Origin of the sequence: Myroides oncorhynchi (genome assembly GCF_020905415.1) — a bacterium.
GTDB lineage: Bacteria > Bacteroidota > Bacteroidia > Flavobacteriales > Flavobacteriaceae > Flavobacterium > Flavobacterium oncorhynchi_A.
In genome coordinates this window covers 1,527,392-1,545,810 of sequence record NZ_JAJJMP010000001.1, presented here as the reverse complement: position 1 = coordinate 1,545,810, position 18,419 = coordinate 1,527,392, and the positions used below count along the sequence as shown (strand labels likewise).

The 18,419-nt window shown below is 33.3% G+C and carries 18 protein-coding genes; 3 read left to right on the top strand and 15 right to left on the bottom strand.

The features are described from left to right. Positions 1-40 precede the first annotated feature (40 nt). From LNQ81_RS06835 to LNQ81_RS06785, 11 genes are all read right to left on the bottom strand, one after another. A complete protein-coding gene (locus tag LNQ81_RS06835) occupies positions 41-1,204 on the bottom strand; it encodes a hypothetical protein (protein ID WP_229945403.1) in 1,164 nt (387 codons plus the stop codon). A 3-nt stretch (positions 1,205-1,207) separates the two neighbouring features. Further along, positions 1,208-1,588: a toxin-antitoxin system YwqK family antitoxin gene (locus LNQ81_RS06830; protein ID WP_229945402.1), complete on the bottom strand. Its 381-nt coding sequence runs from the start codon at positions 1,586-1,588 to the stop codon at positions 1,208-1,210. Between the two features lie 311 nt (positions 1,589-1,899). Beyond that, a complete protein-coding gene (locus LNQ81_RS06825; protein ID WP_229945401.1) occupies positions 1,900-2,187 on the bottom strand; it encodes a Dabb family protein in 288 nt (95 codons plus the stop codon). Between the two features lie 64 nt (positions 2,188-2,251). Continuing rightward, on the bottom strand, positions 2,252-3,103 hold the full coding sequence (locus LNQ81_RS06820; protein ID WP_229945400.1) for a prephenate dehydrogenase: 852 nt from the start codon (positions 3,101-3,103) through the stop codon (positions 2,252-2,254). 213 nt (positions 3,104-3,316) lie between these two features. Beyond that, positions 3,317-4,735, bottom strand: coding sequence for an MBL fold metallo-hydrolase (locus LNQ81_RS06815; RefSeq protein ID WP_229945399.1), 1,419 nt, complete (start codon positions 4,733-4,735; stop codon positions 3,317-3,319). Between the two features lie 201 nt (positions 4,736-4,936). Beyond that, positions 4,937-5,596, bottom strand: coding sequence for a response regulator (locus tag LNQ81_RS06810; RefSeq protein ID WP_229945398.1), 660 nt, complete (start codon positions 5,594-5,596; stop codon positions 4,937-4,939). Positions 5,597-5,824: 228 nt separating this feature from the next. Continuing rightward, complete coding sequence (locus tag LNQ81_RS06805; protein ID WP_229945397.1) at positions 5,825-6,814, bottom strand: aspartate-semialdehyde dehydrogenase; 990 nt, start codon at positions 6,812-6,814, stop codon at positions 5,825-5,827. Between the two features lie 60 nt (positions 6,815-6,874). Next, positions 6,875-8,581 (bottom strand): single-stranded-DNA-specific exonuclease RecJ, encoded by a 1,707-nt coding sequence (recJ, locus tag LNQ81_RS06800; RefSeq protein ID WP_229945396.1) that lies wholly within the window; start codon positions 8,579-8,581, stop codon positions 6,875-6,877. A gap of 3 nt (positions 8,582-8,584) precedes the next feature. Beyond that, positions 8,585-9,007, bottom strand: coding sequence for an OsmC family protein (locus LNQ81_RS06795; RefSeq protein ID WP_229945395.1), 423 nt, complete (start codon positions 9,005-9,007; stop codon positions 8,585-8,587). 417 nt (positions 9,008-9,424) lie between these two features. After that, a complete protein-coding gene (gene rsmI / locus LNQ81_RS06790; RefSeq protein WP_229945394.1) occupies positions 9,425-10,099 on the bottom strand; it encodes a 16S rRNA (cytidine(1402)-2'-O)-methyltransferase in 675 nt (224 codons plus the stop codon). 2 nt (positions 10,100-10,101) lie between these two features. Beyond that, complete coding sequence (locus tag LNQ81_RS06785) at positions 10,102-11,526, bottom strand: hypothetical protein (protein ID WP_229945393.1); 1,425 nt, start codon at positions 11,524-11,526, stop codon at positions 10,102-10,104. Between the two features lie 102 nt (positions 11,527-11,628). Between LNQ81_RS06785 and LNQ81_RS06780 the strand changes: the two genes are divergently transcribed. Both LNQ81_RS06780 and LNQ81_RS06775 read left to right on the top strand, forming a co-directional pair. After that, positions 11,629-12,261, top strand: a complete 633-nt coding sequence (locus LNQ81_RS06780; RefSeq protein WP_229945392.1) for a thymidine kinase — start codon at positions 11,629-11,631, stop codon at positions 12,259-12,261. A 24-nt stretch (positions 12,262-12,285) separates the two neighbouring features. Continuing rightward, positions 12,286-13,506, top strand: a complete 1,221-nt coding sequence (locus tag LNQ81_RS06775) for an MDR family MFS transporter (RefSeq protein WP_229945391.1) — start codon at positions 12,286-12,288, stop codon at positions 13,504-13,506. On the opposite strand, the gene LNQ81_RS06770 is transcribed toward LNQ81_RS06775, so the two are convergent. Beyond that, positions 13,490-13,993: a GNAT family N-acetyltransferase gene (locus LNQ81_RS06770; RefSeq protein WP_229945390.1), complete on the bottom strand. Its 504-nt coding sequence runs from the start codon at positions 13,991-13,993 to the stop codon at positions 13,490-13,492. The genes LNQ81_RS06775 and LNQ81_RS06770 overlap by 17 nt on opposite strands. A gap of 75 nt (positions 13,994-14,068) precedes the next feature. Here LNQ81_RS06770 and LNQ81_RS06765 point away from each other — a divergent pair, with 75 nt between their 5' ends. Beyond that, on the top strand, positions 14,069-14,434 hold the full coding sequence (locus LNQ81_RS06765) for a hypothetical protein (RefSeq protein WP_229945389.1): 366 nt from the start codon (positions 14,069-14,071) through the stop codon (positions 14,432-14,434). A 277-nt stretch (positions 14,435-14,711) separates the two neighbouring features. On the opposite strand, the gene LNQ81_RS06760 is transcribed toward LNQ81_RS06765, so the two are convergent. From LNQ81_RS06760 to LNQ81_RS06750, 3 genes are all read right to left on the bottom strand, one after another. Then, entirely contained in the window at positions 14,712-15,965 is a 1,254-nt protein-coding gene (locus LNQ81_RS06760; RefSeq protein WP_418887948.1) for a gliding motility-associated C-terminal domain-containing protein, read from the bottom strand. Positions 15,966-15,977: 12 nt separating this feature from the next. Further along, positions 15,978-16,595, bottom strand: coding sequence for a hypothetical protein (locus LNQ81_RS06755; RefSeq protein ID WP_229945388.1), 618 nt, complete (start codon positions 16,593-16,595; stop codon positions 15,978-15,980). 102 nt (positions 16,596-16,697) lie between these two features. Beyond that, positions 16,698-18,395: a hypothetical protein gene (locus tag LNQ81_RS06750; RefSeq protein WP_229945387.1), complete on the bottom strand. Its 1,698-nt coding sequence runs from the start codon at positions 18,393-18,395 to the stop codon at positions 16,698-16,700. Positions 18,396-18,419: the final 24 nt, after the last annotated feature.

Here is an 18,419-nt window from a genome sequence, read left to right as displayed (position 1 = left end):
AAGCTCTTAGAGGATATCTAAGAGCTTTAATTTTATCTCGTTATTTAAGTTCAGGAAGACTTTCTAGCATACGAAGATTATACATCATCATTGCTTCTGTTTTCCATAGTTCTGGATTTTCTATAAACTTATAATCAACTAAAAGAAAGTCCTTACCTCCTAGTGTTATTTTCTTAATATAGCTATAGGTAGAATGACTTAATGTTTTATACTTAAAAATAATAGTATTGTGATCTTTATAAATTACTGAGATATTATTTTGTCTATTGTACCAATAATCTACTTCCTTAAAATCAAACTTGTAGTTATTGCTATCAAAAATAAACTCTTTATTTACAGCTTGTTTATGTAACCTATCCCAAACCTTATTAGTATCCATTGCTAAAGGTATTGAGATATACTGTTGCCCACTGATTACCACTTTTCCATCTACAATATCAGACACCACCTTAGATACATACTGTCTTTGTTTTTCAACTGCCTGTAACATACTCGGACTAAAACTTTTCATATAGTCGTCCCATGTTTTAAAAGAAGTTAACTTATTCTGACTAAAAAAAGCCTTAACTATCCTTAGGTCATCTATGATGAAATCAAGCTTAACAGGTAAGTACTCACCTCTCAGTTTAAAGAATGTATCTGTATAAAACACAGCATAAACACCTTCGGTAGCAAAATACTTAAAAAATTGTGCATATATATTTTCGCCTTGTTGGTAAATAACACATTCTTTATCAAAATATAATACTTGGTATTCAATACCTTCTAGTAAATCATCTACAGTTATGGCTTGAGGGTCTTTACTACGAATAAAAAACAAATCTCCAGCCCTCATATTGCTTTCCTCTTTAATTGAGAATATATGATTGAATTGAATATTTAGTTCACTATCAGTTATACTTAAATCACCTACACTTAAATGCATAGCTCTATTCTCATCTTGTTCCCATATATCACATGAATACATAAATGGTATCTGCTTCTCGACACCATTTATGAAAACAGGAGTAGTTGGTAATCGAAGACGTAATCTCTCTCCTATAGTGGTAGTATCCATAGTTATCGTATGACTAAAGAACTCTTTCTTAGCTTCATTAATACTATCAAAATAACTTCTAATTTCATCCCTTGAACTACCCTTCTTACAACTACTACATACCAAGACCAATCCTATCAACAGGGATATATACACTCTTAAATCCATAATCTAATTCACTACTGCTCCATTCTTAAACGTCTCTTCTTTTCTCACTTCACCTCTAGAAGTCCATTGAGTCCACTTGCCGTCTTTCTGCCCGTTTACATATTTGCCTTTTACTTTTGGTTTCTTAGAATCAGCCCATTCTTCAGTATAATCTCCATCCTTATTTCCCTTGTCATTATAGCTACATGTTATTAGGTAATCACCATTATTAGACGATATCAGAGATACCTCTTTACCGATCTGCTTCCCATTGACGAAAGTCTTCTCGTATTTCATCTTCCCTTCATTTGTAAAAGCCTTAGACACACCATCTTCTTTCCCTTGTTTAAAGTTGCGCTCCTGCTCTACTTGACCACTTGTATAGTAGGTTACACGTTTTGTCATACTATCATCTGCATAGACCTCCATACAGGTAACATCATACACAGTAACGACAATGCAATTTTCTTCATAATTATAGCTTTTAATTAACACTTAGGAGAGGTCACCACCCTCTAATTAACATAAAAATAATCATAAATTATTAATTATCAGTAACTAAAAAAGATATAATAATCTGATCAACATATAAACTAATTATAATGATGGTATCCTAAACGTTTAAAAAAAGGCAAAAAAAAGCAGTTTGCTACTACTACAAACTGCTTTTAAACTAAAATTGATAACTAAATAACTATCTTATTGAATTCATCAGATTAGTAATCAATCGCTACGCGCTCTGTTACTACTGATTTAATAAAGTCAACTACTTTTAAGTGTTCTGGGTGTTTAGCATAAGCATCTAACTGATCAAAATCTTTAAACGTTGTATGTAAGATCACCTCAAAGTTTTTAGGATCTGCTTGAGCATCGTTAAATGACACAGCAATAGACTCTAATGCATCTACTTTTCCTTTAAGATCTTCTAAAAGTCTTTTCATTTCTAACTTGTTGGCTTCTTTATTTTCATCTTTCAGCCTCCACATTACTATATGTGTTATCATAATTTATATCTGTTTTAAACAAACAATGTACTCAAAAACATTGTTTTATCTAACATTTATATCTTTATTTTTTTAATTTGTCTTTTATGCGATTGGCTTCAGCAATAAAGCCCGCAAGATTCTTTGTATCTCCTTGTTCTAAATAAGTCTTAAACTCAGTCAACTTATCTAAATAAGTATCTAAAATAGGTAAAATATGTTCTGCATTTTGTTCAAAAATAGGCAACCACATATCTACGGAACTCTTTGCTAACCTAACAGTAGAAGCAAATCCCCCAGCCGCCAAGTTAAAGATAGCTGTATCATCCTTCTCTTTATCCAATACTGCTACAGCCAATGCATAAGAAATCGCATGTGATAAATGGGATACATAACCGACATGCTCATCATGTGAATTAGAATCCATTAATATCATGCGTGTCTCTAAGTGATAATATAATTCAGATATCGCATTCAGTGCTTTAGGATTAGATTTTTCAGGGTTACATATAATGGCTACCCTATCTTTAAACAAGCCCCTAAAAGCTGCCTCAGGTCCACTAAATTCGGTACCTGTCATCGGATGTGTTGCCACAAACTGATCTCTACGAGGATGTCCGTCTACCTCTTTATCCAATAATGACTTAGTAGATCCTACATCCATCACATACTGTCCTTCACTAACTCTATCTAATACATACGACACTAACTTCACGCTCGCATTCACTGGAGTCGCTATAATTATTATATCTGATCTTTCTATTAATACATCTAAGTCAGTTATCTCATCTGCGATACGCAACTCTAATGCTTTATTTGCATTGCGTTCAGATAGATCTGATACCAATACTTTAGTAGCGAAGCCTTTCTCTTTCAAATCTAATACAATAGATCCACCGATAAGACCAACACCTACTAATCCAACTATTTTTGCCATATTACTTCTATTGTGTTTAACAAAGCTATTAATACCTACTCTGTTTTCACACAAGTAACTCTTATTTTTATAAAAAACTTTCCAATTCTAGTCTCCTAGTTGCGCAGTCTCGCTGCGCTTAACCACATTTTCGTAACAATATAACTAACCAAAAAACTAAAAATAATGAAACTAGAACTGAAAAAGTTATAACCTATTTATCTGATGTTTCTACTAAAGCATAGAGGTAGGACAGACAAAGTCTGTATGGTCTAATGCACTCTCTTTACTGATAGCATTATATCCTCCTATTACATCTACTAGATTAGTAAATCCATATTTATAAAATATAGATGCCGCCATCATACTTCTATACCCTCCAGCACAGTAGATAATGTACTTAACATCTTTAGACAATGTATCTATTTTATCTTCTAATGCATTAAGTGGTAAACTTTTCGAATCCTCTAGATGTTCTGATTTAAACTCGTTGATCTTGCGTACATCTAATAATATCCCTTTACCTTCAGAATATAACTTATCCATCTCAGCAGGTGTAATACGTTTGATAGTTTGCACTTCTTCTCCTGAAGATTTCCAAGCTTCAAAACCTCCATCTAAATACCCGATAGTATTGTCATATCCTACTCTAGACAAACGAATCATACTCTCCTCTTCCTTGCCTTTTTCAGTAATCAATACAATGGGAGCTTTAATATCTTTAATCAACTCACCCACCCATACAGCAAATTGTCCATTTAATCCAATATTTAAACTTCTAGGAACAAATCCTTCTGAGAATGACTGAGGATTGCGTGTATCTAAGATAATAACCTCATCCCTCTTCATTAACTCTGTTAACTCACTTACAGACAAAGGCTTATTACCACGCTCTAAAATAGTGTCTAAATGCTCATATCCTGTAATGTTCATCAATACATTTTTAGGAAAATACTGAGGAGGAGTTGCTAGTCCTGTTAGTAATTCAACTACAAACTCATCTTCTGTCATATCCGCTCGAAGTGCATAGTTTGTTTTTTTCTGGTTACCTAGGGTATCCACTGTTTCCTTACTCATATTCTTCCCACAAGCTGACCCTGCGCCATGATTAGGATAAACAATTACATCATCAGGCAATACCATTACCTTAGAACGAAGCGATTGGTATAAATGTCTGGCTAGAATCTCTTCCGTTACAGCCGAATTAACTAACTGTACTAAATCAGGACGTCCGACATCACCGATAAATAGAGTGTCTCCGCTAATTATAGCGTGTTCTTTTCCATTTTCATCTATAATAAGATAAGTACTGCTCTCCATAGTATGACCTGGAGTGTGTAATACTTTAATCTCAATATCACCCAACTTAAAAATCTGATTATCTACAGCGATAATAGCGTCATAACTAGGTGTAGCTGTAGGTCCGAAAACAATCTTTGCCCCAGTTTTTTGCATTAAGTCAAGGTGACCACTTACAAAGTCAGCATGAAAGTGTGTCTCAAAAACATACTTCACTACAGCATGATCGCTATTAGCTCTTTCTAAATATGGTTCTACATCTCTTAATGGATCGAATATCGCTACCTCACCATTACTCTCTACATAATAAGCTGCATGAGCTATACATCCTGTATATATTTGTTCTATTTTCATATTTATAACACTTCTTTTGAAACATTAAAAGTACTAACCATCAACAAGTTAAAAAATGACAATTATCATAATTAGAAACAATATAGATAATACTAATATCGCGCTGAATGTTACAGTACTTCTAGGAAAACAACACCCTAAATCAATATTCTGAAAATAAAAAAAAGCATCATTAACTAAAAATGATGCTTTTGATTGACTTTATACAAATCCTTCTTTAAGTACTAATTGAATTAAATTTGCCGTATCTGAAACGCCAAATACATGCTTCATTTTAGCCAATCTTTTCTTTATGGCTGGATTAGAAAGTGGAATATGATTCTCTAACTCTTGTAGTTTATAACCTTTAGATAACAGAACTAAGATCTCTCTATTATAATCATCATACATAACTTCTTTCCTAACGATTTCATTGAGGCAATGCTTCACTATATCACTCTGATAACGCTCACCATTCAACACACGCTTTACAATATCTAATAAATTATCAGGAGTTATCTCATGCTTACTTACCAATCCATCTGGTCTTATATTTTTGACTATATTATAAATAGTAATAACCTCTGTGTGGCCTGTTAAAATAATAGTTCTACAATTAGGCATTAACTTTTTAATATAGCCCACGATATCACCACCATCTTTTAATAAGGAGTTCTCTTTGTTTGGAAGTGAAAAGTCAATAATAGCAAGATCAAATTGTTCAGAATCTTGAACAGTTTGATCAATAATTTCCTTAGCATTACAACAGTCAAACGACTTTTCGAATTCTAAACTCCCCAATTGAAGTTTCTCTTTTGAAAGAGCTAATACATAGCCCTCTACAATAAGGGGGTGATCATCCACTAAAAGCACTTTACTCATAAAATCTTGTTTTGAGAATTATAATTCAAATTTACAACATTATGTCACTAATTAAAAACACTAACAAAGCCAAATATTCACAACTTATACAGTTGTTATTAACACTTGTGTTAAAAAATAAAACATAATATTCCTAAAAATACTACATTATGAACTAATCTCACACATTATACGCAAAAAAAGCATTAGATATACTATCTAATGCTTTTTTTAAACTAATATTTAGTACTAAACTAGCTTATTTTCAATTAAATATTCGGCAATTTGTACTGTATTTGTAGCAGCTCCTTTGCGCAGATTATCAGCAACAATCCACATATTTAAAGTATTCTTTTGACTCTCATCTCTTCTAATACGACCGACAAACACATCGTCTTTTCCTTGTGCATACAATGGCATAGGGTACGTATTTGTATCATTATTATCTTGTACTACTACTCCAGGAGTATCGTGTAGTACACGACGTACCTCAGCCAGATCAAAATCATTCATAAATTCAATATTCACAGCCTCACTATGCCCTCCTACTACAGGAATTCTTACAGCCGTAGCAGTTACTAATACAGTATCGTCTCTAAGAATTTTCTTAGTCTCTTTCACTAACTTCATTTCTTCCTTAGTGTAACCATTATCCTCAAATACGTCACAATGAGGAATAGCATTGCGGTGAATCGGATAATTATAAGCCATATCACCTTTTATTCCCTCATACTCATTTTCTAACTGTTGTACTGCTTTAACGCCTGTACCTGTAATAGATTGATAAGTAGAAACAACTACTCTCTTTATCCCATATTTTTTATGTAAAGGAGATAATGCCATCACTAACTGTATCGTTGAACAATTGGGGTTAGCAATGATTTTATCGTCTTTAGTTAGAGAATCAGCATTTATTTCAGGGACAATTAATTTTTTAGTTGGATCCATTCTCCAAGCTGAAGAATTGTCAATAACTGTGGTTCCAACCTCTGCAAATTTAGGTGCGCAATCTAGAGAAATACTTCCTCCTGCAGAAAACAAAGCAATATGTGGCTTCATCATAACAGCTTCTTCCATGGACTTTATAGTATACTTCTTACCTTTAAACTCCACTTCCTTACCTACAGACTTCGCTGAAGCTACAGGAATTAATTCTGTTACAGGAAAATTTCTCTCCGCTAATACTTTTAGCATGATCTCACCTACCATACCGGTAGCGCCTACTACTGCGATTTTCATTTTTATAAAATTAAGATTGTTAAATAGCTTTATATTTGATAAAAATAACACTTTATTCAATTACCATGACAATTGCATGTCTTTTATTTGCAATTGAATAGTCCTTTTATTTCTCCAGTTATTCTCTTCTATAGCGTAAATTATGTCAAAAAGATCTTTTTCTTTAATCCTTTCATAATAAGTCGTACCAAAATTAAAACCAATAGCATTAAACTTAAAACCACTAACCCCTCTCTGTTTAAAAGAGGCCTTAAGATGTTCGCCTTTCAATCCAGCTAATTTAGCGTAACCTGTATCAAAAACACTTTTACTTAAAAAGAGAGGATTAGGATTATTGGGACCAAATGGCTCAAATTGTTTTAAAATACGAATAAACTGATCTGTTATATCTGAAAAATTAAGCTTAGCATCAATCTCTATTTCTGGTATTAAATCCGTCTCTTCAATAGTATTAGTAACGACTTCTTCAAACTTTTGAATAAAAGGTTTTAGATTTTCTTTCTTGATTGTTAGACCTGCTGCATACATATGTCCACCGAACTGTACAATATATTCTGAACATGCCTCCAATGCCTGATATACATCAAAATTCTTTACTGAGCGAGCAGAAGCAGCTAAATACTCTCCACTATCTGTAAATACAATCGTAGGTCTATAATAGGTGTCAATAAGACGAGATGCTACGATTCCAATTACTCCTTTATGCCAAGAGGAACTATAAACTATTGTACTTTTCGAATTGATCTGTTTAGTCTCTATAATCTGTTTTAATGCCTCTTCAGTAATACCCTGGTCAAGAGACTTCCTCTCTTCATTAATACCAACAATTTTTTGGACAGCTTCATTAGCTTCATTTTCAGTAGAAACTGTCAATAAATGGACTGTAAAATTTCCATGCTCTATTCTCCCAGCAGCATTTATCTTTGGAGCTAATTTAAATACTATGTCATTCATAGTATAATTAGATAAATTATATAGTTTCATTAACGCTTTTATACCTTCGCGAGGAGAAGCATTCATAACAATCAAACCGTAAAAGGCTAATATTCTATTCTCACCTGTGACTGGTACAACATCCCCTGCAATAGCGATGGCAACCAAATCTAAATATGACTGTATATTATCAAATGGCTTATTCAAGTGTTGATTAATACCTTGAATCAACTTAAAGCCAACTCCACAGCCACATAGTTCTTTATATGGATATAAACAATCAGAGCGCTTAGGATCTAATACAGCTATTGCAGCTGGTATAATATCTCCTGGGAGATGGTGATCGCAGATGATAAAGTCAACTCCATGATGCTTAGCATACTCAACGTGTTCTATTGATTTAATTCCACAATCTAAAGCAATAATAAGCTTAATACCATTCTCTTTGGCATAATCTATTCCTTGAAAAGAGATACCGTAACCTTCATTATAACGATCTGGAATATAAGAATGTGTATGAATACCAAGCTCATGTAAATAGGAAGACATCAATGCTACTGAAGTAGTACCATCGACATCATAATCACCAAAAACCAATACTGACTCGCAAGTATCTTTAGCTATGATGATACGGTGAACAGCCTTATCCATATCTGCCATCAGAAAGGGGTTGTGCAAATCTAAAAGAGAAGGTCTAAAAAACTTTTTAGCATCCTCGTAGTTAGTAATACCTCTCTGTGCCAATAACCTAGCAATAATGGCATTAACACCTAAAACCTCTTGTAAATGAGCAACTATGTTTTCGTCTGGATCTTCTTTTAAATACCAGCGCATTAATTACTCTTTATGATAATAAATATTAGTTTTAACTTCCGAAAATTCTCTAAACATATCCATTACTCCACAATACTTCTCAATAGATAAATCAACAGCTCTCTTTAATTTATCTTCCTCTAAGTTAGCACCTGTAAAGTGGTAATCTACTATAACAGTATGATAAGTAGCTGGATCAGTATCTGTAAGCACCCCTTCCGTTTCTATTTTAAAATCAGAAACTTCTAATCTCATCTTTTTTATTAAATGCGCAATATCTAGTCCAGAACATCCTGCAAGTGCTGATAACATAAGAGCTTTTGGTCTAAGTCCCATATTATCTCCTCCATTCTCAGGTCCTGCATCTATTCTAATCGTTCCTCCACTAGGATTAGTAGATTCGAACTGCATATTTTCTATCCAACTTGTAGTTACTTTATGTGACATAATGTTCTGTTTTTACCAAATGTATCAAAAAAAATTCAATGTTCACTTGTTAAAGAAGCTGTAAAAAATGAACCTAGCACTAAACTTATACCCCACACCATAGATCTATTAGACTTAAACTGTTTATCAGTATTATCTAAGAATCTATATTAGACAATCTCTTTACTGAATATAAATATCCAACATTTACAGTACAATTAATTTCTTCAACACTTCCTTAACATCTCCTCAACAATACCTCTCTACAAGTTCTCTTTCTTGGAGAAATATTAAAGCAATCTAGAGATAGTGTTGAAGACATATAATCTAACCAATCTATATCCCCGTAGAGCTTTTGATAAAAAAATGCCCATAGCAATATCTATGGGCATTATTCTATATTATAATAGTCTACTATATAAAGCAATAATCTATCTTCTATTTACTTTTTCCTGCTACAATCACTACAATCTCCCCTTTAGGTGGCTTTGCTTCGAAATGGGCATGTACCTCTGTTACTGTTCCTCTCACTGTTTCTTCATGTAATTTTGACAACTCTCTTGATACAGAAACCTGTCTATCTTCACCGAAATATTCTTTAAACTCTACGAGTGTCTTAACTAATTTATGTGGAGAGACATATAGAATCATTGTTCTTGTCTCTTCTGCAAGTATTAAGTATCTCGTTTGTTTTCCTTTCTTATCAGGTAAAAAGCCCTCAAAAACAAACTTATCATTAGGCAAACCGCTATTCACTAAAGCTGGTACAAATGCTGTTGCGCCAGGTAGACATTCAACATCTACTCCCTGTTCTACGCATGCACGTGTCAATAAAAATCCAGGATCTGAAATCGCAGGTGTTCCAGCATCTGAGATAAGTGCAAAGGTTTCTCCAGCCTGCATTCTCTTAACTAATCCCTCTACTGTCTTATGCTCATTATGCATGTGATGACTAAACATTGGAGTAGTTATTTCAAAGTGTTTTAATAATTTACCACTATTACGTGTATCTTCTGCTAAAATATAATCTACCTCTTGCAATACTTTGATTGCACGATAAGTCATATCTTCAAGATTTCCAATTGGCGTAGGTACCAAATAAAGTTTCCCCATAATTATATAAAGCGTTTTTCTACTAACGCCATAAAACGTTCTGCATATTCTTCTTTACCATCCCAGTTATTGTATTCTGGTTTTACTAAATGTTCAATTAAGCTATTCGCTTCATCAAAAGAACTTACTGTATTTAATTGAGACAACACTCTATTAAAATCCTCTGCACTTCCATTAAACAAATGTCTTTCAAAAGCAATTCTATCATTAAGTCCTACTACTATAGTAGTATTATAAATGTCGTTTAACGATTTTGACTTTAATATTTTAGGCTCGCGTACTGATGTGCTCTCTACATTAAACAATGTACTTTGCGCGGCAGTCACCTCTACTTTTTGAGTCGAAACATCTCCTAAAGGCTGAATAATCTTCTCTTCTGCTTTAGGTAAGTCTTTTTGAGTTTCTATACTTTCAAATTGATTATCAAACTTACTCACCGTATTTTCGTCAAGACTTTCAACACGTACAAACTCTACATCACTAAAATCAAATCCAAAAAAAGGATCATCACTTGATTTCTTTTGTCCATCTACACTAGTACGTTCTTCAATAACCTTAGAAAATGGTTCTTGAACTAAGTCTTGTGTAGGCTCATCAATTTTAGCTGATGCAAACTGCTGATTAATACCCTCTAAAGTATTCTCAAGACTTCCCACTTCTACATGTACATTGTCTGAGTCAACAAAGTGATTATCATTCAAACTATCTTCAACCGTTATAACCAAATGCTCCTCTACTCCAGGTTTTTCTACTAATGCACTGTCAATAATAATATTATCTTCTCCTTCTAACTCAGAAACACGCTTATCCTCATAAATAGCTGTAACCTCAACATCATCCATCAAATCTTCTTCAGTTTCTACCGAAGAATCTACTCTATTTATTAGATCTATATTACGCTCTTCTACCTGCTTCAGCATTGCTTCATGTTGATCTAAGTAATTATGGAGTTGAGCATCGTCTTCAGCAGTTGTACTCTCGTCAATATACACATCTGTAATAAAAGGTTCATCATACGTAACAATCTTTGTTACTACAGGAGTTTCTTCTACTACCTCAGGACTTATCTTGATTATACTATCAGCGATCAAATGACTGTCTAATGTGCTGACAACTTCCTTTTCCGCTTCAGCAACTATTGGGTAATCTTCCTCTATTAAATCAATAGGCATTTGATGACGTATATTTTCATCTACCTTAGATTCATTAAGATTACTAATCGCCAAAGCTTTTAACGCGTCATTTAACTGCTCAGGAGAAACGTCTTTTATTCTTCCCTCATCTAGATGATCTTGATAAAACTTCAGCACTAAGAGCTTTTCGTATAATTCTTTAGCTTCCTTAAAAAGACTATCTATCTCCTTATCTTTCAATTGTAATACACGATGAGCGAGACTTAACAACTCTCCTTCTAAGACTTTCTTCATAACTTTTATTTTGCATTAGTAAATTGACGAGCTTTTTTTGATAAATTTGCTCATTACAAAAATAACAGAAAAAACCGCTGGTTTCAGCTTGAAATTTACAAAATGTTTCTCGAAAATCCCGTTAATCACAAAGAACAATTTGGTTGGATCGAAGTAATCTGTGGTTCTATGTTCTCTGGCAAGACAGAAGAACTAATTCGCAGACTTAAAAGAGCCAAATTTGCTAAACAAAAAGTCGAAATTTTTAAACCGGCTATTGATACAAGATATCACGATGAATTCGTTGTATCTCATGACTCTAATGAAATAAGGTCTACACCTGTCCCTTCTGCAGCCCATATCAGACTACTAGCTGATGGCTGTGATGTCGTAGGTATAGATGAAGCTCAATTCTTTGATGATGAGATTGTAAGTGTTTGTAATGATCTTGCTAATTCTGGAATCAGAGTAATAGTTGCTGGATTAGACATGGACTTCAAGGGAAATCCTTTTGGCCCAATGCCTTCTTTAATGGCAACTGCAGAATATGTAACTAAAGTACATGCTATATGTACGCGCACTGGAAATTTAGCTAACTACAGTTTTAGAAAAGCAGCAAGTGAGGATATTGTTATGCTAGGAGAGACTCAAGAATATGAACCCTTAAGTAGAGCTGCATATTATAATGCTGTACGAGGAATAGAAATAAAAAAAGCTGAAATACAGAATACAATACCACCAGAACAAATAGAATAGAATAAAATAAACGCCCCAATATACATGAAGAAAATAGCTCAAATCTACATCGACTCTTACAAAGGTTTATCTACAGCATCATGGATGCTAGCAATTGTAATGTTAATTAATAGGTCTGGGTCTATGGTATTACCTTTCTTAGGGGTGTATATGACAAAAGAGCTTCATTTTAGCCAAGAAGAAACGGGTTATGTATTAGCTTGCTTTGGAGTTGGATCTATTATTGGTACAACATTAGGTGGATGGATAACAGATAAAATAGGAAACTATAAAGTACAATATTTAAGTCTTCTAGGTAGTATCCCTGTTTTTATCATGTTGCCACACTTCACTTCTGTGATAAGTTTAGCTTTAATGATGTTATTACAGAGTGCAGTAAGTGAAATGTTTAGACCAGCAAACTCTGTAGCCATAACGATGTATGCAAAACCAGAGAATATCACACGTGCATTTTCTCTTAATAGAATGGCTGTAAATCTTGGATTCTCAATAGGACCAGCGATGGGAGGAATACTTGCAGCTGTATCTTATGCTTTATTATTCTACGTAAATGCTACAGCAGCTTTCTTAGCAGCTATAGTGTTCATATACTTCTTTAAAGGTAGAAAAACGAATAAAGAACTTTTACTAGAACAGAATGACCTAGAAGAGTTAAACGAAGTAAAAGATGTTTCTAATAAATCTCCTTATAAGGATAAGATGTTTCTTATATACAGTTTCTTTTGTACTCTATATGCAATTGCTTTTTTACAGTTATTAAGTACACTTCCTATCTTCTATGAAAAAGCTGTTGGTCTTGATGAAATTCAGATTGGTCTAATCTTAGGTTATAGTGGACTGTTGATTTTCTTAACCGAGATGTTACTAGTATATGTAGCTGAGAAATACTTCACTATAAGACAAACTATCGTATATGGTGTAATGATTAGCGCACTAGGTTACGGTATGTTAGCCTTTGACCATGGGTATATTGCCATATACATTTCTATGACCATTCTATGTGTTTCTGAGATGTTAGCAATGCCTTTTACCTCAACAGTAACCGCTATGCGAGCTGGAAGCAAAAACAAAGGAGCTTATATGGGGGTAAATGGACTTACATTTGCCATTGGATTTATTATATCTCCTATTTTAGGAACAAAAGTTGCGACGCACTTAGGTTATGATATTCTTTGGTTAGGAACAGCTATATTAGTTGTTATAGCAGCAATAGGACTTAACTACTCAGTTAAGAAAATGGAATAGTTGTTCCTATTGTTTTTTCCATTTTTAAAAAAGTATGTGTACCACCATTAGTTTGGTTTTTGAACTTACCTACATTTATAAAGCCTAGTCCTTCATAAAAATCAATACACGACTTATTAAAAGCGGCTACTGCAACAGCTATTTTTCTTACAGCCTTACGCTCTGAGAGAGCCTCTTCAGCATACATAATAATTTCTTTGCCATATCCCTTATGAAGGTGTTTAGGGCTAATGGCTAGAATTATTTCCGCAGTATAATTATCTACTAAATAGTAGTAAAAATACGCTATCATATCTTCTTCTCGTTGAGTCCTTACACTAAAGGTATTTTGCCCACGTGCATTATCATCCAAAAAAGTTTTTAGATCGTCTTCATCCGAAGTCATATTATAAAAACTTAATTCCCCTTCATATTTCCAGTTATAGGCAATCTCAAGCGCCTCATCATGGCTCATAACTTCAAAAAACAGTTTTTTCTCTTCCATCATTTAAAATGTTAAAAAACACCCACCCTTTAACAACTATGTTTAATATTAGCTAGAAACAAATATATTTGTCCCTATATGAAATTTTATACTAGACATATAGCCTGGCTATTTATTTTAATGTTTGCCATCTTCGGAATAGAGAAAATAAACTTCTCTAGCGAACCTATATGCAGTAAGAATCTAAAGTTTTGTCCGAATGCTACTATGTATATTTATAATACATATAGTATCACAGGTAATAATCAATCTTCAGAAAAGTCTAAAGAAACTAACTCTAGTAAAATAACAACTATCTCTTGTGAAAGCTATTTCATTAATCAAAGCCAAGTAACTTTTTATTCTAAAGAAAACACTTCTAATAACTTAAGTCTTTTCTATTACAAACCTGTCATCCATTCAACACCATATATACCATTAGTAGATCCTCCCCCTATAGTTTAGCGTTCTTTATTCTTATACAAATGTACATCGCACTCAATAAACATAAAAGATACTTTTTCTTAATTTATTATTATAAAAAACAAATATTTAACACTCTAAATTCCTTATTACCCTCATCCAATCAGTTCTTTTACGTTATAATATTAACACAACAAAAAAGAGCTAAAATATAATTATTTTAGCTCTTCAAGATTACGGTAAGTAATATAATCAAAATCGATAAAGTCTTCACTTTTATAGTAACCCTGCTAAAAGCTACACCCTCTATCTATTCTAATTAATTTGTTTCTAGGTGTAAATAACCTGTTTTCTTAATCATGCGACTGCCTGATTTATCATTATACTCATATGATACAATGTAGTAATATGTACCAGTAGGTAATTGCTCTCTTTTATTAATTGTAATACGTCCTTCTGAATACCCTTTGAATACATTACCATGCGTATCATAATTCGCAGTTTCATATACCTTTACCCCCCATCTATTAAAAATCTCAACCTTATTATTAGGGAAGCGTTCTATATTATCTATTCTGAAAAAATCATTCTGTCCATCACCATTTGCGCTGACTAGATTATAAATCACAACATCTCCTTTAAGCATCTTATCAGTCTTAACTGTTCCAAGCGTAAAGAATCCATAGCTATCTAATGAAGCTGGAGTAGTAACTGTCTTATTTTCTACATCTACAATACCGCCTTCATCTACCCAAAGTTGTTCTTTAGCATCCCATCTTAGGATATGTAGATTCTCTTTTGCCTTAGCATATATCTCTTTAGGTGTGGTGCGTTCATCCCAACTCAATGTCAAAATAACATTACTCGATGTTGATTTAGAATGTTCGATTACCCAATACTCTTTAGTATTCACTTTATCTACTATACCAGCAGCATTAGGCCTAATCTTAAAGAATTTATGATCATCTAAACTATATCTTCCTACATAGATATCCTTAGTACGTAATGGAGCAGATATACTCGCTTGTCTATAATATCCTTTATCTCCCTTAGGATAAGTAAACTCCTCATTTCCTTCTTTCTCTACTTCACCTTCTATATGACTGTGATCTCCTACATGAACAACTTTAGAGTGATTAAGAAATGTAAATGCACCTTTGACAGAATCCACTTTTGCTATTCCATCTAAAAACTCAACATTTCCAGCAATACTCAAAGGTGCTTTAATATCAAATGCCTTATACTTAGACGGATTATTTAAAATCAGAGAATTAAAGTTAGTTATAGTCGCTCCTTCAATCAGTTGAAGTTTATTACCAACAAGATAAGTTCTACCTTGAGGACTATTTCCTTTATAATCAAATATCTTTCCGTTATTAATAAGATTATCATGAAGATAGAGTTCTCCATTGTTCTCAAATACCCCTTCTCCTTTATTCTCTAACGGATAATACACTGAGACTACAGAACCTGGTTTGATATAAAATATACCTTTATTAACTGCCTGACCATAAGATATAGTTGGTAGTAATCCGATAAGCATTAGTAATCTAGTATATATATTCATCTTCATAAATAGCTATTGTTAGTCTTTTACTACGAATACGATATTCATAATCGTACAGTCTGTGGCTGCTGCCTTTACATCATAAGTCATTATTCCTTCTTTAGTAATAGACTTGATGGTAAAAACATCCTTGTCATAACTGGTTACATAGTAATATAAATCAGTTGGTTTCTCAAAGTAAGGAATCCCTGACGTAGGCGCCCCTTCGCTAATAAAATGACTAGTATTCGTTAAAGCAAATTGCTTTTTATACTCTTCAAATAAATTAATCTTTACACCTGTACGATCTTCTGAGGTATCAAACAATATCGATGGCATATAAAAAAACTTCACAGCTTTATAATCCTTCGTTACCATCTGCTGCCACTTATTTCCATCGTTGTAATAAAACCCTACAACAACATCGTTCTGTGCCTTTGTGTTATATACAGTCATACCAGCGACATGAGCACTTAAAGGTGCAAATGATTTAGTAGATGTCAACTCTACTCGAGGTAATAATAATCCTTTATTAGAAGACTCTACCTCAAACATTGCATCCGCATTTATCTCAGGTGATGTACCAATTTTAGTTTGTGCAAAACTCAGAGCGCTAAAAAGCACAGCAAGCATTGCGAAATATAATTGCTTCATCATTTATCTTTAAATTCATTGAAAAAAAGTGCGAGTCTTTATTCAAGACAAGACTCGCACGGTGTGAGTTGATTGAATTCTTGTTGTTTACTTTTATAGCTCTTATTATTCCGTGAACTCAACGATAACATTGTAATCCCCAGAGCCTATCATATAGTATTGATTACCTGAACCAATATTAAACTCTAACTTGTTTCCTACCACTTTAATGTCAGTTGTAGAAGTCGTCTTAAGCATCTCTCCTTTTAATACTTGGATACTTACTACAGAACCCACTTTAGCCCCCTCAGGAATAATTACTCCTGATGTCTTAGCAGAATTTACTTTCTCAATATTAGTAGTTCCCATAAACTTGTATACTTTGTGTCCGTTTATTGTATTACCAGTATTAATTATCGTCTTGCTTGTACTTGAGATATGATCTCCTAAGATGTTTTTAATCTTCTCTACATTATTAGTAATATAGTTAGAAATAAAGTCAAAGTTGATTTCTTTCTTCCCACCATTCTCGTCGATTTGGTAGAATACATCTCCTTTACCTTCAGCTATAGCACCGTAGTACACATTACCTCCTTTATTAATATACTTAGAGATTAGGTCTCCTACTTTATACGTTTTATCCCCTTCTTTTACTTCTTGGTTTAAGATATTATTGAAGTTATTCACAATATTATCTACTACATCTACTAATATTCCACCTTCTGTATCGCCTTTAATATCAGCTGCTGTTTTACCACTATTAGCTGCTAAGAATGCTTTTACAGCTACCTCATTGAAGTATTTATACCCTACAGTCTTACCGTTCTTTTCAACAGGTACAACTACAGTAGTCGTTTCTGTACTTGAGATTAAATCTTTAAGATTAATCGATTCGTACTTCCCATTGTTGTAAAATTGAAACTCCCAATTGTCGCTTCCTTCTTTACCTACATTTTTATAGATTACGTTACCATCAACCTTCGTAGACATATTTTTAATCAACTCTTCTACTGTATAATATTCAGTTGTACTACTGTCTTTTAGAACAGTTGTCTTACTCGTAAAGAATTGATTGATATTTCCTGTGATATCACCTATTACATCTATTGATACTACTCCAGGCGCATCATTAGGCACATCTTCTTCTTTTTTTCCTTCATTTCCTTTTAGCGCTAACCAATTCTGGATAGTCGTTTCTGAGAAGAATAAATATTTCTTTGTTTTGTTATCACCAGAAGCTTCTAATATGCGGAAGAATGTTTTAGTCTCTTCTTTAATAACCATATCTTCCATATCCACGTCTTTCGTCTCGTATTTATTCTCAGTTGAATTATACGTTACATACTTGAATTCATTTTTCACAGGATCAAAAACAATAGTTGTATGACCTTGTTTAACTCCATCTTTATTATCTGGATTAGATGGCACGATATAGTTAATCACATCTTGAATATTCTTCACATCTCCTTCTAACTTAGTAACATTCCCTCCCAAACCTTCTATAACAGTGTTTAGCTCTGTTTTACTAACTATTCTATTCCACTGTCCACCTTTCTCTGTTGTCCAGTAATAGAATCCTTTTAGAATATCTTTATCTTTTACTTCGTTCGTATTATAAATCAATAGACTTTCTACTTTCTCACCGTCAATAGGAGCAAACACAGTTAAATCTGTTAAATTAATACGCGGAATAAGTACCCCTCTATTTGTTGAAAGAATTTCAAGTTCTGCAGAAGTAGCAGGCTCTGGTGTTCCGATACCTACCTGAGCAGAAGCTGTGTACATTGATCCTAATAAAGTGGCTAAAATTGTAATCTTTTTCATCTGTTGTAATTTCTATTGTTTATT